The sequence below is a fragment of the Klebsiella sp. CB_Kp196 genome (assembly GCF_040061575.1).
In the GTDB taxonomy this organism is placed as follows: Bacteria; Pseudomonadota; Gammaproteobacteria; order Enterobacterales; family Enterobacteriaceae; genus Klebsiella; species Klebsiella michiganensis.
In genome coordinates, this window is the sequence record NZ_JBEAFH010000047.1 from 84,293 (window position 1) to 98,635 (window position 14,343).

Below are 14,343 nucleotides of genomic sequence, written 5' to 3' on the forward strand. Positions count from 1 at the left end.
CGGGGCGAAAGGGTTTTACGCTGCGACCTTTGGCTGTAGCTGATAGATCCAGGCGGTCACGCGCTGGCCGTCTTCCATGGTAACGTCAACGGCAACGCGGTCGTAGCCCTCTTCAAACGCATCCAGCATTGGCCAGTGGGCGCTAAGATTCGCGGACAGGAACAGGTAGCCGTCGACCCGAGGCCCGTTGTTGTCGAGCACGATCCCCGGAAAATCCGCCGCCGCTCCCCAGCCGCGTTCATAAAACAGACCCTGCACATAGCCGGGCAGCCACTCGCCGCCAATGTTGTCCATAATATGGGCATTGGAGTGGCCCGGACGCAGCGTGCCGTAGACAAATAAACGTTCCATTATTCCTCAATCACTCAAGCGTTGAAGGCCCGGACGGGCAGAGCAGGTCATAAAATACGAGCTCTGGCGGGGGTTGGCAAGGCGCCCCGCGGGACGCCCGCTCTTCATCAGGGCTCAGGTCCGAACATCTCCAGCAGCTGTTTCTTGTCGGGCATGCCGACCACCTGCTGGAGTTCGTTCTGTTCATTCATGTAATAGATGGCCGGCGTCGCGCTGGCGCCCAAATCATCCATCAGCTTTTGGTTATGCTGAAGAAGATTAAAGGTTTCGCGCGGCGTCACGCCGTCAAAGCGCGGCACTTTTTTGCCGCCGGAGAGTTCATACTCTTGCCAGGCGGCTACCGGATCTTTGGCATTCAGGATTGCCGTGGCGTATCGGCCGCTTTTCGGGTTGAGAAAGGCAACCAGCAGGGTATTCAACTGGACCTTACCGGCTTTTACCCACGGCTGCGCCGCCGACCAGAACGTCTTGCAGTAAGGGCAGAACGGATCGGCGAAGACGATGACTTTTCTGGCCGCCGAATCCGCGCCTTCCTTGAGCGGCCGGGCATCGTTCAGCTTCTTCCACATTTCGCGGCCTAATGGGGTATAGATCGCTTCTTTAAAATACCCCTCGCTGAGGTTTTGCCCTTTATCATCGTAAAGATACCCGGAAATGACGTGCTTTCCGTCCGGGGTTAAAAACAGGGTCACCCCCATATCCTGATACTGACCGACCCAGCCTTTTACGCCGCCGGGGGAGTCTATCTCCTTGATAATTTTGATCCCTTGCTGTTCACCAAAGTTTTGAACTATCTGGGGAATCGCCCCCTCCGCAAGCGCCAGGCCCGGTATCATCCAGGCCGCCAGCAGGAAAATATATTTCATCATATCGCCTCTCAATGCAGGGGGAACGCTCCCCCTGACGTGGGTTACTGTTTTTTCAGCGCATCGCCGATTGTGGCATCAAATTGCTCCCAGGGGATCCAGCCCGACAGCATCTCATCGCCAATTAGCGTGGCCGGCGTTCCCTGAATGCCGAGCTTTTCGGCGACAGAGAAGCTTTTCTGAATCGTCTCCAGGCTTTGCGCATCCGGCTTAGCCACGATGACGCCCGCCTTTTTTTTCGCCTGCTCAAGGCTGGCGCCGTCGTGATACCCCTTTTTTGCCATCAGGATCGCATTAAATTTGGCGAACTGTTCAGGATGCGTGCGCCACAGGGTGAGCGCATCCCTGGCCGCGGTCATTGAGCTTTCGGAGCGCCAGGGCAGAAACTTAAAGATCACCGCAACATCCGGGTATTTTTCCACAATCTTCTCCAGATAGGGGTCAAACTTTTTACAATACGGACAGTTATGATCCGTAAAGACCACCAGCGTCAGCTTCGGCTTTTGCGCGCCGATTCGCGGTGAGTGGGGGTCGTGAAAGAGAAAATCGCCGTACTGCGACAGCACCTGGTTGAGCGATTCCTGTTCCGCCCGGGCATTCTGCCGATCGAGCTTATCGGCCGCGGCGATCAAAATTTCAGGATGGCTGAGCAGCGTCTCCTGGACCAGTGCCTGCACGCGGGCCTCCTGCGCCGGCGTGAGCGGCGACGAGGCTGACGCCGTCAACGACGCCGAGAGAAGAAGAAAAGTGAGCAGCGTATTTTTCATCGTTAATTAACCTCTGGCATGAGTGAGCGCGTTCAGGACGCTTTGTTGATCGAGCAGCGGCGGGAGCGTCTCTCCTTGCGGCACGCCTGGACCGTAGACCTGATTGAAGGGAATGGCGTAACGATTTCGGCTTTGCAGGAAACGGGCGATCGGCTCAGAGGGCTTGCTCCAGTCGCCGCGCAGCGCGACGACATCCGGCTCAGCCAACGCGCTGATGATGGCGGGCTGATTTAACACCCGGTATTCATTGACTTTGCACGTGACGCACCAGTCAGCTGAGATATCGATAAACACCCGTTTGCCATCCGCCAGCGCGCTCTGGATGGCCGCCTCGCTGAGAGGCTGCCAGCGAATTTGCTGAGCGTTAGCCTCCGGCGACGAGACGATGGCACCCTCGGCGAGCAGGCCGCGAACCTGAAAGCCGGCAAACGCCGCCAGCGCGATAATCACCAGCCAGAAGGCTGGCGTCGCTCGCGGACGGGCGACTAACAAGGCGATCGGGGCCGCCACGGTGAGGGCCAGCGTCAGCATGCCGCCCGCCGTTTCGCCCAGGTGCAGGCCGAGCAGCGTCGTCAGCCAGAGGCTGGAGGCCAGCATCATGACGCCAAGCGCCATTTTCAGGGTGTTCATCCAGCGGCCGGGGCGGGGGAGCAGGACGGCGGTTTGCGGGAACAGGGCGACGAACAGCCACGGCGCAGCCATCCCCAGCCCGAGCACCAGAAAAATCAGCCACAGCTCCTGAAGCGGAGCGGCAAGCGCGAAAGCGACGGCCGTACCCAGGAAGGGAGCCGAGCAGGGCGTTGCCAGCAGGGTGGCAAAAACGCCCTCGCAGAAGCTGCCCGCCATCCCGGCGCCGCCGGCGGTCGCCATCCGGCTCACGGCTGCCGAGGGAAGCAGCATCTCGACTACCCCGAAGAGGTTCAGCGAAAAGAGAAAGGTGACGGCAACCATTAAGCCGATAAACCAGGGATTCTGAAACTGGATCCCCCAGCCCAGCGATGCGCCGGTGAGCTTCAGTATCGTCACCATCAGCGCCAGCAGAGCAAACGAGGTCAGAATACCCGCGCTGGTGGCCAGAAAACGCAGTCTGACCATGCCCCGATCTGAACCGGCCTGCAGCACCGCGCTGAGCTTCATGCCCATCACCGGCAATACGCACGGCATCAGGTTAAGGATTAAGCCGCCGAGCAGCGCGAAAAGCACTATTTTCCCGAGACTAACCGTCGCCGCCGGGGCGAGATCCGCGCCAGTCGTAAGGTTTATCTGCTGCGCTTTTTCACCATTTGTCAGCACCAACGACAGCGCTTTTCCTGCCAGCGTGGCGGGGATTTCTCCCCATTCGTCGGTGACCGGTACCGTCACCTTGAGGTGGCTGCCCTCGGCGCGAATGTCCGGATCGCCGGCCACAATTCCCCCGTCCATAGGGTCAAAATAGATCCCGGGGTTTTTCCATTCGCCGGTCGCGGTGGCGGTGATGACCAGCTGGCTCCCGACCCGATGCGCGGCGAGATCGTTGGTTATGCCGGTATCTGCCGGGACAGTGCGCATGGCCCGGGCAAAGGCGTCCCGGAAATCGCCGTCCGCGGGCTGATTGAAATCGAGACGCAGCCGGTAGTCGGTCAGCAGACAGACGTTGCTGCAGGTCGATAGCGTAAGCGTGCCTTCCAGCACGTCGCCGGGGGCGGCGGCGATCGTCATCGGGATCGCGACCCGGTCATGGTAGCCCTGGGTCGTCAGGCCGGAAATCTTGAATCTTGACGGGGCAGGCCAGTACCACCGCGCCTGTTCCCCGTTGTTCCAGATGATTTGCGGGGCGACGCCGCCTTCGCCCGGCGAGCGCCAGTAGGTTTTCCAGCCGGAGGCCAGCTCAATAGAGAGCAGACCGTCGATCCGATCGTTTCCTTTTTCCGCCTGGAAGCGGATCCGGGCATGGTCGTTTTGCGGGGATGTCAGCCATCCGGTGTCCGCCCCGTGGGCAACGCCCGCGCAGGCCAGCAACAGGAAGACGAAGCCCCTGAAGATATTCAGCATTTTTTTCTCCGTGAATTAAAAAATTAATCGTTTAAGAACGATTTTTTCATTCACGGAAAACGCAGTTTTTAAGGTGTATTCGCAGCGTGGGCGGCCGGACGGGATCGTCCCGGAAAACCACCGGACGCCCTGCGGTGAGCAGCTGAAGCAGGGCGAGGAAGAGTATGACGGCAGGTAAGGCGCCATCAAAGAATAGCGGCTGCGCGCAGAGCAGGGATTTAGCGCTCAGCTGACAGGGCGAGGGGCCTGGCTCAGCCTCCTCAGAAGACGGCTGCTGGGCCTGCGCGCTGAAGGGTATCGCCTGCGTGCCGGCGCCGACATCGGCCAAAAAATGGTGCAGATAGGCCGCCCGCTGAACAAGGCAGAATGCCATGACCAGGCAGGTCAGTATCAAAAACCATTTACCAGGAAGCCGACGATTGTGCATAGGGTACCAGGACAAGACAGAACCCGAGGATCATAAACAATCCTTATCAATGTACAAGAGGCTGGCGTGTAAGGTTTTGTCTGGATGGATAACGTTGCCGGCGTATGCGGCGGAAAGGCGGGCGTTCAGGTATTTCGTACATTTATATTATTTACAGCGTTGATGCATTCGGCTACTATTCGCGTCGCTAAGCGGTACCGGCACGCCGCTGCCGGACGTGACTGCTTAGCGCCTGACCGCCATTAGCTCATCTGGAAGAGCGAACGACGTACGTTGTAGGGAACGGGGTTCGAGGCCTCGATGGCGGCCCAACACTTGCTTAGCGGATCCGCACGGTATCGGTAATAAAGCCTCCCGCTTCTGTTGAATACGCCTCTGAACATCTTTAATCACTCCTTTTAGATCTCTTTCCTGCTATTGCTACATAGCCGTTATTATTGCCTGTGAAATAATTTCTCTTCTCTCGCTATTACTCGCGACGGAATGTGATTGCCTGGTTTTATCGCGACTGCCCTGGCAAAGGAATATCTGAATTTGGAGTGTTTAAGATTTACCTAAGCAAATCTGAATAATTTTAATGTGAATCTACTTATTAGGATTTAGTCGCGTATTTTTCAGAAATTTCATCACTTTTTATATGGTATTCTCCCTTGTTCAAGGAGTGAACGAAGGAAAAAAGAATGCTTTACCGCTATGCCGTTTTCTCCAGAAAACATAATACGTTTCATATTCTTTTACTGTTTACCATTTTGATAATAAGTTTCATACATTTGAGCGTGCTGCTGGAAACCGATAACACATGGCTGCTGGGGCCGATGGTGATTTATCTGCCCATTTTTTTCCTTTGGCGAAAGGTCTCAGTGTTACGAAGCAGAATCGCTGATTAATGTGCTGGTGGAGTTCCCTACATGAGTGAAAATACAACATCTAAAGCAACCTCTGAACCGAAAGTCCGGCAGCCCGTCTTGCGGAAAGTCGATCTTAACCTGTTAACCATTTTTGATACCGTTATGCAGGAGCAAAGCTTAACCAAAGCGGCGCACACGCTGGGCATGTCTCAGCCGGCGGTCAGCAGCGCGGTCTCTCGCCTGAAGGTGCTGTTTAAGGATGAACTGTTCGTCCGCAACGGCCGCGGGATAAAACCGACGGAGCGCGCCTTTCAGCTGTTTAGCTCCGTTCGTCGCGCGCTGTCGCTGGTGCAAAATGAGCTACCGGATACGCTTTTCGACCCGCTGGACTGCGAACGTAATTACAACCTTTGCGTCTGTAGCCCGTTGGATAACTACCTGACTCCGCTTATTTTTAACAAAATCAGCGAGATTGCTCCCAGGGTCACTCTTTCCTTTAAATCTTCGCTAAGTCAGCAGGTGACTAATCAGCTGCGCTATCAGGAGGTGGAATTTGTACTCGATTACAACAAATTCAATCATCCGGAATTTACCAGCATCCCGCTGTTCCATGACCGAATGGTGCTGGTGGCCAGGCGCAACCATCCGCGTATCGCATCGCCGCTGAGCGAGGAGGATATTTATCGCGAGCAGCACGCCACCGTCGCGCTGGATCGCTACGCCTCCTTCAGCTATCCCTGGTATAGCTCTGAAGAGCAGCAGGCCTGCGTCGCTTTTCACGGTAACGCGATGGTCAGCGTGTTGAGCGTGGTGTCGCAAACCAATATGGTGGCTATCGCGCCGGAATGGCTGGCGAAAGAGTTTGAAGAGCAGTTTGCGCTACAGCTGCTGCCGCTGCCTTTAGAAATGGACAGCCGTACCTGCTATCTTTCGTGGCATGAAACGGCGGGCCAGGAGAGAAGCCATCGCTGGATGGCGGAGCTGCTAATAAAAATTTGCCAGCGCTAAATAGACCTGAAGAAATGCCTGGTAAGACGCCAGGTATTTTATTATTCACGCTCAACTCTCGCCCTGAAAATTAATTAAGATCCCTCCTTTATTCTTGTTCATCAGGCACTGATGACCGGATAAAATACGCTGTATTAATAAAATTAACCCACCAGAATTTCATTAAAAAATCTATTTACCGAAAATCGCGCATTTCTCCGGCAGAGCCAACCGGCGGTTTCTGTACCCAATGGATTTCGATTTGCTTTGAGGCGGCAAGAGAGTGACAAATTCGTCGGGAACGAATTTGACCAGCCGAAGGCTGGCCGCCGGTGAGAGCTGGAGCCTCTCATTAATCCCCAGGAATTTACTCAAGTAAGTGACTGGGGTGAACGAACGTAGCCAACAAAAAAGCAACTTGAAAGACGACGGGTATATACTCTTATTATCCAGCCGGGCCGACGCCTGAACCAGGGGATGATGTTGATGCGCAGAAAAATGATGAAGCCTGCGGTGGCCGTCGCCGCCCTGATGATGTCATCGACGGCCCTACAGGCGGATGAAATCAACCTGTATTCGGTTAATACCGGCTCCTGGATTTACCATCTGTCGAACAACCACGGCCAGTACACCGAAGGTTTTGACAACCAGTTTGCCTCCGTTGAGCGCAGGTTCTCCGAAGATTCGCCGTACAGCCTGCTGGCCGGAACGATGAAAAACAGCTTTGACGATCGCTGCATTGCGCTGGGGGTTCGCCGCGACTGGGTCTCGTTGGGCAACGGCTGGGTGTTTAAGGGAATTTATGGCTACGTTGGCGAGTTTTTTTTCTCGGCCTTCGAGCACTGCGGCGATCATGGTTCTTATAAGGATTTTAAAGACGCCACCGGCATCGGCTTTTCTCCCTATATTTATCATGGTTTTCAGTACAACTTTACCAATTATTTCGGCGTTGAAAGCGGAATTATTCTTCCCGCCGTCTTTGTGGTGAGCATACAGTGGAGTTTTCGCTAATACAGTGGCGAAAACCCGCCCGCTGTGGGGCTTTGAAAGAACCGTAATAAAAAATGAAGTCATCTTAAGGTTATTTTAATCTTCACCGCGACGGTTATTTTTTTATAGCATTTTTCTCGCCCTTATCCGCCCGCGCTCAGTACATTTCACTTTTTTCATTAGATGGTAATTGTTTGCATTATCATTCACATTCCTCTGTGATTTAATCCTTGCCGGCCGGCGGCCAGTGACTCTTCGCCCACCTCTATTAAGGATTAGTTTATGCGTTTTCGTCTGGTGTCTTATTGCTCCGCTGCATTGATGGCTTCTTCCGCGTTTATTGCCCCGCAGGCGCTGGCGGCGGCCAGCAGCGACGGGATTGTGGTCTACAACGCGCAGCATGAAAATCTGGTGAAGTCCTGGGTTGACGGCTTTACCAAAGAGACGGGAATTAAAGTGACGCTGCGTAACGGCGGCGACAGCGAGCTGGGTAATCAGCTGGTGCAGGAGGGGACGGCATCCCCGGCGGATGTCTTTCTGACCGAAAACTCCCCGGCGATGGTGCTGGTGGATAACGCGAAGCTGTTTGCGCCGCTGGCGGCCGAGACCCTTCAACAGGTCGCCCCGCAGTACCGCCCTGAGCACGGCCGCTGGATAGGCATTGCCGCCCGCAGCACCGTATTCGTCTATAACCCGGCGAAAATCAGCGAAGCGCAGCTGCCGACATCCCTGATGGATCTGGCGCAGCCGCAGTGGAAAGGGCGCTGGGCCGCTTCGCCATCCGGCGCGGATTTTCAGGCCATCGTCAGCGCCATGCTGGCGCTGAAAGGCGAGCAGGAAACCCTGGCATGGCTTAAAGCGATGAAAACCAATTTTGTGGCCTACAAGGGCAACAGCACGGTGATGAAAGCGGTGAATGCCGGTCAGATTGATGGCGGCGTTATCTATCATTACTACCGCTTTGTCGATCAGGCGAAAACCGGCGAGAACAGCAAAAATACCCGTCTCCACTACTTTAAAAACCAGGATCCGGGCGCCTTTGTCAGCATTTCCGGCGGCGGCGTGCTGGCCTCCAGCAAACATCAGGAACAGGCTCAGGCCTTTATCAAGTGGATCACCGGCAAGCAGGGACAGGATGAACTGCGCACCAATAACGCCTTTGAATACGCCGTTGGCGTCAGCGCCGCGTCCAACCCGAAGCTGACGCCGCTGAAAGCGTTAGAGGCGCCGAAGGTTGAGCCGTCTTCGCTGAACAGCAAAAAAGTGGTTGATTTGATGACCCAGGCTGGCCTGCTGTAATCGTCCGTTAAAGTGAACACGCTATGTCTTCTCTGAGTTTCGCGCTCGGAAAAAAAGCCCAACGCCTGCCCGAGCGCAGGCGTCCTGCTTTTCCGATGATCGCGTTAGCCGTTCTGTTTTCTCTGCTGGCGCTCTTGCCGCCGGGTTTTGTTATTGCCGTAGGGGTCGATACCGGCTGGGAGACAATCCAGGCGCTGGTCTTTCGCCCGCGCGTCGCTGAGCTGTTAAGCAATACCCTGTGGCTTATCGCGCTGACGGTACCCCTGTGCATTGCGCTGGGCGTTGGCCTGGCCTGGCTGACGGAGCGCACGCTGCTGGCGGGGCGGCGGCTCTGGTCGGTGCTGGCGGTAGCGCCGCTGGCGATCCCGGCCTTTGTGCAAAGCTACGCCTGGGTCAGCGCGGTGCCGGCAATGCACGGCCTCTCTGCCGGGGTGTTTCTTTCGCTGCTGGCCTACTACCCGTTTATCTATATGCCGGTTGCCGCCGTTCTGCGGCGGCTGGACCCGACGCTGGAAGATGTTGCCGCCTCATTAGGTACGCCGCCGTGGCGGATCTTTTTCCGCGTGGTTTTGCCCCAGCTCAGGCTGGCGATATGCGGCGGCGCGCTGCTGGTGGCGCTGCATCTGCTGGCGGAGTTTGGCCTGTTCGCGATGGTGCGTTTTGATACCTTTACCACCGCCATCTATGACCAGTTCCAGTCAACCTTCAGCGGCCCGGCGGCGAACATGCTGGCCGGAGTGCTGGCGCTCTGCTGTCTGGCTATTTTGCTGCTGGAAGGGGCGTCGCGGGGGAAAGCGCGCTATGCCCGCATCGGTTCGGGCACCGCGCGCGAACAGCAGCGGCAGCCGCTGGGCCGGCTGGCGACGATCCCTCTCCAGCTCGCGCTGCTGACGCTGGTGATGCTGGCGCTGGGCGTTCCGCTGATGGTGCTCTGCCGCTGGCTATGGCTGGGCGGCGTGGAGAACTGGTTAAACGCCGACCTCTGGCTCTCCCTGCGACAAACGCTGCTGCTCGGCGCGGTGGGCGCTCTCCTCACCACCGCCTGCGCTATTCCCATTGCCTGGCTGGGCGTTCGCTATCCGCAGCGTCTTATTCGACTGCTGGAGGGGTGTAACTACATGACCAGCTCTCTGCCCGGCATCGTGACGGCGCTGGCGCTGGTGACGGTCACCATTCACTACGCGCGCCCCATCTATCAGACCGAGGTCACGCTGCTGCTCGCCTGGCTGCTGATGTTTATGCCCCGGGCGCTGGTCAACCTGCGCGCCGGCATCGCTCAGGCCCCCGTGGAGCTGGAAAACGTCGCCCGCAGTTTGGGCCGCAGCCCCGGCCGGGCGCTGTGGAGCGTGACCATGCGGCTGGCGGCGCCGGGCGCGGCGGCAGCGGCGGCGCTGGTGTTTCTCGGCATCACCAATGAGTTGACCGCCACGCTGCTGCTCTCCCCGCTCGGCACCCGCACGCTGTCGACCGGCTTCTGGGCGCTAACCAGCGAAATTGATTACGTCGCCGCCGCGCCTTACGCGATGCTGATGATTCTGCTTTCGCTGCCGCTGACCGGCATTCTCTATATCCAGTCGAAAAAAATCGCAGGCCTGTAAATGCTTGAACTCTCCTCAATCTCAAAATCTTTTGCCGGTACGCGGGTGCTCGAAAACCTGAATCTGACGGTGGCCGCAGGCAGCCGGACGGCGATAGTTGGTCCCTCCGGCTCCGGTAAAACCACGCTGCTGCGGATCCTCGCGGGTTTCGAAACGCCGGATAGCGGGCGCATTGTTATGCAGGGGCGCACGCTGTTTGCGCAGGGGACATTTATTCCCGCCCACCTGCGCGGGGTGGGCTACGTGCCGCAGGAAGGCGCGCTGTTCCCCCATCTGAACGTCGCGGACAATATCGCCTGGGGCCTCGACGGCAGCCGGCAGGAGAAATATCAGCAGGTGGCGGCGCTGATGGAGAGGGTGTCGCTGGACCGTCAACTGGCGAACCACTGGCCGCATGAAATCTCCGGCGGTCAGCAGCAGCGCGTAGCCCTGGCGCGCGCGCTGGCGCAGCGGCCCGCGCTGATGCTGCTGGATGAGCCTTTTTCCGCTCTCGATACCGGGCTGCGCGCGGCCACGCGCAAAGCCACCGCCGATTTACTGGCGCAGGCCGGGGTCGCGTCGATTCTGGTGACTCACGATCAGAATGAAGCGCTCTCCTTTGCCAGCCAGGTCGCGGTGATGCGTCAGGGACGTTTTGCCCAGGTCGGCACGCCGTATGAGGTCTACAGCCGTCCCGTCGATGAAGAGACGGCGCTATTTCTCGGCGATGCGCTGGTGCTGCCCGCCGAGCTTCGCGGCGGGCGGGCGCGCTGTGCGATTGGCGAAATTTCAACCGATGATCCGCATGCCGTCGGCCAAGGAAGGGTCATGCTGCGCCCCGAGCAGCTGGTTATCTCCCCCTCTCCAGCGGATGGACAGCCGCTCACCGTACGCGATGTGGACTTTAGCGGCCACCTGTCAACGTTAACCCTGGCGATGCCCGGCCAGGGCGAGCCGCTGATCGTCAAAACCGTCAGCCGGCAGTTATGGCGGCCGGGGGCGGCGGTACGCATTGAGGTGGTGGGCGAGGCGCGGGTCTTTGCCCGCTAGCGCCGACGGGCTATAAATCAATGCACAGATTCACCGACCGGCTGCGGGAGCAGCACAGGGCGATCTGCTGCGCGCCGGCGGATTTCTCCGCCTCCGACTGCACGGTGTCGCGGTGGTCGACAACCCCCTCGATAACCGGCGTCAGGCAGGCGCCGCAAATCCCCATCTCGCAGGAGAGGGGGACGGCGACGCCGTTCTCCTGGAGCACCTGGGCGATGGTCTTATGCGGGGGCACCGGCCACCGCTCTCCCGAGGACGCAAGCGTCACGCTAAACGTTTCTCCCTCCTCAGCGCCGGCGGGCATCGCGACAGGCTGAAAGGCTTCGCTATGGATCAGCGTTTCCGCCCAGCCCTGTTCCATGGCGACCCGGCGCGCGGCGGCCATAAATCCCTCTGGCCCGCAGAGATAAATCGGATATCCGGTATGCGTCTTGTTCAGCGCGGCGGCTAAATGCTGCCGGGCGCTGTCTCCTTCGCAAGAGCTGTGAATCACCACGCTTTCGGCGCGGAATCGCCGCTGCAGTTCGCGGACAAACGCCCCCTGAGCGCGATTTTTCAGGTAATAGTGCAGCGTAAACGGCACGCCCTCCGCCTCCAGCCTTAGCGCCATTGCGTACAGCGGCGTAATGCCGATACCGGCGGCCAGCAGCGTCACCCGCTCCGCCGCCCGTAAGGGAAACAGATTGCGCGGGGGAGAAATCAACAGCGTCTGGCCGGGGCGCAGCTGCTGATGGATATAGCGCGAACCGCCGCGTGACGCTTTCTCCAGCGCCACGCAGATCAGGTAGCCGTCGTCTGCGTCCTCCGGGCCGGTCAGCGAATACTGGCGGATAATGCCGCACGGCAGATGAACGTCAATATGCGCGCCGGGCTGCCAGGCGGGGAGCGGTCGCCCGTCCCGCGCCACCAGCCTGACGGCGAGGTTCTGGCTGCCCTGGCGCCAGAGGCCGTCAACGATAACCTCTACTACATCGCTCATGATAGCTCTCCACTTAAACGAGGAAAAAGTCGCCGAAGCCCATTTTTTTCAGTCCGCGGCGATAGGCGATGGAGCTGCGATCGGCGGGGATATGCGCTTCGAGCGTTAAATCCAGCGGCAGTCTCTCCGGGCGCTGGGTCTCCACCATCAGGCGATCTTCCTCAAAGACGCGCAGGTTAAAGGCGTGAACATCCTCTACCGGTACGTGCAAATCGAAATTACGCGCGATGGGCGCGAACATCCGGGTTATCCGCGAGGAGACCGGCGAGGCGGCGTTCATAATCACCAGCCTGGCCTCACCGGGAAAATGAATCGTCAGGGTGGCGGTAAACGGCAGATGCATCTCGAAATGGCGCAGCCACTGGAAGCCCTCCGGCGCGCGAAACTCGGAGCTGGCGGGATAGTTGCCGACCGAACTCCAGTAATCGGCGATAAAACCAAACGACGTCTCCTGCGGGTTATAGTTCGGCACCACCTGGTTATCCGGGTCGGCGAAAGTATCGGTATGGATCCAGGCGAAATGGGCGACATCCAGAAAGCCCTCGACCTGGCGCCCCGCAAAGCCGTTGACCTCAAAGGCCGGGCAGTTGATTTGCTGAAAGCCGTCGTCGTGCCAGTGCGGCATCACCGGCAGCGGCATCGGGTTCTCCGGGTCGAAGGCCAGGCAGGTCCAGATCAGGCCATAGCGCTCCTCAACCGCAAAGCTGGTGAGGTTGAGCTTCGCCGGTACCGGCTGGTCGGGGCTGGACGGGATACGGTTACAGCGGCCATCTTCGCCGAAGCGCAGGCCGTGGTACGGGCAGACGATGCCTTCTTCATCGTGAAAACCGAGCGTCAGCGGCACGCCGCGGTGGGGACAGACGTCGCGAGCGACCACCACCTGGCCCTTAATACGATAGATCACCAGCTGCTCATCAAGCAGGGTGGCTTTTACCGGCGCGGGGCCGATATCGCAGGCGCGGGCGACCGGGTGCCAGCATTTCGCCAGGCGCAGCCAGTCCTCCGGCTCAAAGGTGCAATGGGCGGGTGGGGTGGGTTGTGGTCTGTTCATGGCTTCTCTTCCTGCTCACAAAAACATTTGTTTAATTGTTGTGAGTTTATTGTTGTCATATTAGGGTGTTGACATCCATCAGCAAGAATTCATCCAGCCGTTGCAAAAAAGAGAACAGGTCACCGATGAGCCCATTTTCACGTTTCGCCCTCTATTTTGCCGAGGTCGCCCGCAGCGGTAGCCTGCGGCGGGCGGCAGAAAAGCTGCATATTTCCGCCTCGGCCATCAACCGGCAAATCTTGCAGGCGGAAGAGGCCTTCGGCACGCCGCTGTTCGAACGCCTGCCGGAAGGGCTGCGCATGACCACCGCCGGAGAGCTGCTGTACGACAATCTGCTGCGCTGGCAAAAGGAGTTTCATCTGACGCGGCAAAAGTTTGATGAGCTGCAGGGGCTAAAGCGCGGCACCGTTAGCCTTGGCATGGTGCAGGCGCTAGCGGAAGGGAGCTTTGCCGCCGCGCTGGCGGAGATTATCGGCAGCTGGCAGTGGCTCGAGCTGAATTTGCAGGTCGCGGATAGCCATACCGTCAGCCAGAAGGTGCGGCAGGCGGATCTTGATTTCGGCCTGATTCTGGATCCTGAAGGCCAGGCCGGACTGAGCGTACTGGCCTTTGCTGAGCTGGAGATGGGCGCGGTGATGCGTCCGGATCACCCCCAGGCGCAGGCTGCGATGCTGTCGCTAGGCGAGCTCAGCGAGGAGCGGCATATTGTTCCCGGCGCGCCGCTAATCGTCCACGATCGGGTCGCGATGCTTTATCGCCATTATGATTTTTTCCCGGCGAACAGTATCAGCTGCAACGATATCCGGCTGATTAAATCGCTGGTGCTTAAAGGCGGCGGCGTGACCATTCTCAGCCGTCTGGACGTGCTGGAAGAGGTGAAGCTCGGGCAACTGGCGTTTGTCCCGCTGCGCAACAAGCTGCTGCGCCCGCTCACCCTGGCCCTGTGCACCGCGCCATCGCGCCAGCTCTCCCGCCCGGCGCAGATGGCGATCCAGAAGCTGACCGCCGTGATGGAGGAGATGCAGGCCGGGACAGCGGCTTCCCCCCCGTCTGCGTAATATGCCCGGCCTGAAATACTCTGCGGCCTGCTTCCCCGGTGGCGCTGCGCTGACCGGGCTAC

Annotated in this window: 13 protein-coding genes; 6 read left to right on the forward strand and 7 right to left on the reverse strand. The window is 58.5% G+C overall.

Features of this window, described 5'->3' with window-relative positions; all coding sequences use genetic code 11:
• Positions 1-15: 15 nt before the first annotated feature.
• The 5 genes from ABLU87_RS15705 to ABLU87_RS15725 all read right to left on the reverse strand — a co-directional run bounded on the left by ABLU87_RS15705 (position 16) and on the right by ABLU87_RS15725 (position 4,442).
• Entirely contained in the window at positions 16-351 is a 336-nt protein-coding gene (locus tag ABLU87_RS15705) for a gamma-glutamylcyclotransferase family protein (protein WP_014228743.1), read from the reverse strand.
• Positions 352-458: 107 nt separating this feature from the next.
• Positions 459-1,217, reverse strand: a complete 759-nt coding sequence (gene dsbG / locus ABLU87_RS15710; RefSeq protein WP_122117585.1) for a thiol:disulfide interchange protein DsbG — start codon at positions 1,215-1,217, stop codon at positions 459-461.
• Positions 1,218-1,261: 44 nt separating this feature from the next.
• Complete coding sequence (locus ABLU87_RS15715) at positions 1,262-1,984, reverse strand: DsbA family protein (RefSeq protein WP_014228745.1); 723 nt, start codon at positions 1,982-1,984, stop codon at positions 1,262-1,264.
• A gap of 6 nt (positions 1,985-1,990) precedes the next feature.
• On the reverse strand, positions 1,991-4,015 hold the full coding sequence (locus tag ABLU87_RS15720) for a protein-disulfide reductase DsbD domain-containing protein (RefSeq protein ID WP_122117586.1): 2,025 nt from the start codon (positions 4,013-4,015) through the stop codon (positions 1,991-1,993).
• Between the two features lie 46 nt (positions 4,016-4,061).
• Positions 4,062-4,442 (reverse strand): hypothetical protein, encoded by a 381-nt coding sequence (locus ABLU87_RS15725; RefSeq protein WP_014228747.1) that lies wholly within the window; start codon positions 4,440-4,442, stop codon positions 4,062-4,064.
• 908 nt (positions 4,443-5,350) lie between these two features.
• Between ABLU87_RS15725 and leuO the strand changes: the two genes are divergently transcribed.
• The 5 genes from leuO (at position 5,351) to ABLU87_RS15750 (ending at position 11,193) form a co-directional block, all read left to right on the forward strand.
• Positions 5,351-6,298, forward strand: coding sequence for a transcriptional regulator LeuO (leuO, locus tag ABLU87_RS15730; RefSeq protein WP_014228748.1), 948 nt, complete (start codon positions 5,351-5,353; stop codon positions 6,296-6,298).
• Positions 6,299-6,808: 510 nt separating this feature from the next.
• Positions 6,809-7,288, forward strand: coding sequence for a hypothetical protein (locus ABLU87_RS15735; protein WP_162557613.1), 480 nt, complete (start codon positions 6,809-6,811; stop codon positions 7,286-7,288).
• A gap of 261 nt (positions 7,289-7,549) precedes the next feature.
• Entirely contained in the window at positions 7,550-8,566 is a 1,017-nt protein-coding gene (locus tag ABLU87_RS15740) for an iron ABC transporter substrate-binding protein (protein ID WP_122117587.1), read from the forward strand.
• Between the two features lie 23 nt (positions 8,567-8,589).
• The gene (locus tag ABLU87_RS15745) at positions 8,590-10,164 is read left to right on the forward strand and encodes an iron ABC transporter permease (RefSeq protein ID WP_183129351.1); all 1,575 of its coding nucleotides are present in this window, start codon (positions 8,590-8,592) and stop codon (positions 10,162-10,164) included.
• On the forward strand, positions 10,165-11,193 hold the full coding sequence (locus ABLU87_RS15750; RefSeq protein ID WP_064375188.1) for an ABC transporter ATP-binding protein: 1,029 nt from the start codon (positions 10,165-10,167) through the stop codon (positions 11,191-11,193).
• 10 nt (positions 11,194-11,203) lie between these two features.
• On the opposite strand, the gene ABLU87_RS15755 is transcribed toward ABLU87_RS15750, so the two are convergent.
• Complete coding sequence (locus tag ABLU87_RS15755) at positions 11,204-12,172, reverse strand: PDR/VanB family oxidoreductase (protein WP_122117588.1); 969 nt, start codon at positions 12,170-12,172, stop codon at positions 11,204-11,206.
• Positions 12,173-12,185: 13 nt separating this feature from the next.
• Positions 12,186-13,223, reverse strand: coding sequence for a molybdenum cofactor-independent xanthine hydroxylase subunit HpxD (gene hpxD, locus ABLU87_RS15760; protein WP_014228754.1), 1,038 nt, complete (start codon positions 13,221-13,223; stop codon positions 12,186-12,188).
• 125 nt (positions 13,224-13,348) lie between these two features.
• On the opposite strand from hpxD, the gene hpxR reads away from it, so the two are divergent.
• Positions 13,349-14,281 carry a LysR family hpxDE operon transcriptional regulator HpxR gene (gene hpxR, locus ABLU87_RS15765; RefSeq protein ID WP_025106218.1) on the forward strand — a complete coding sequence of 311 codons (933 nt, stop codon included), beginning with the start codon at positions 13,349-13,351 and terminating at the stop codon, positions 14,279-14,281.
• Positions 14,282-14,343: the final 62 nt, after the last annotated feature.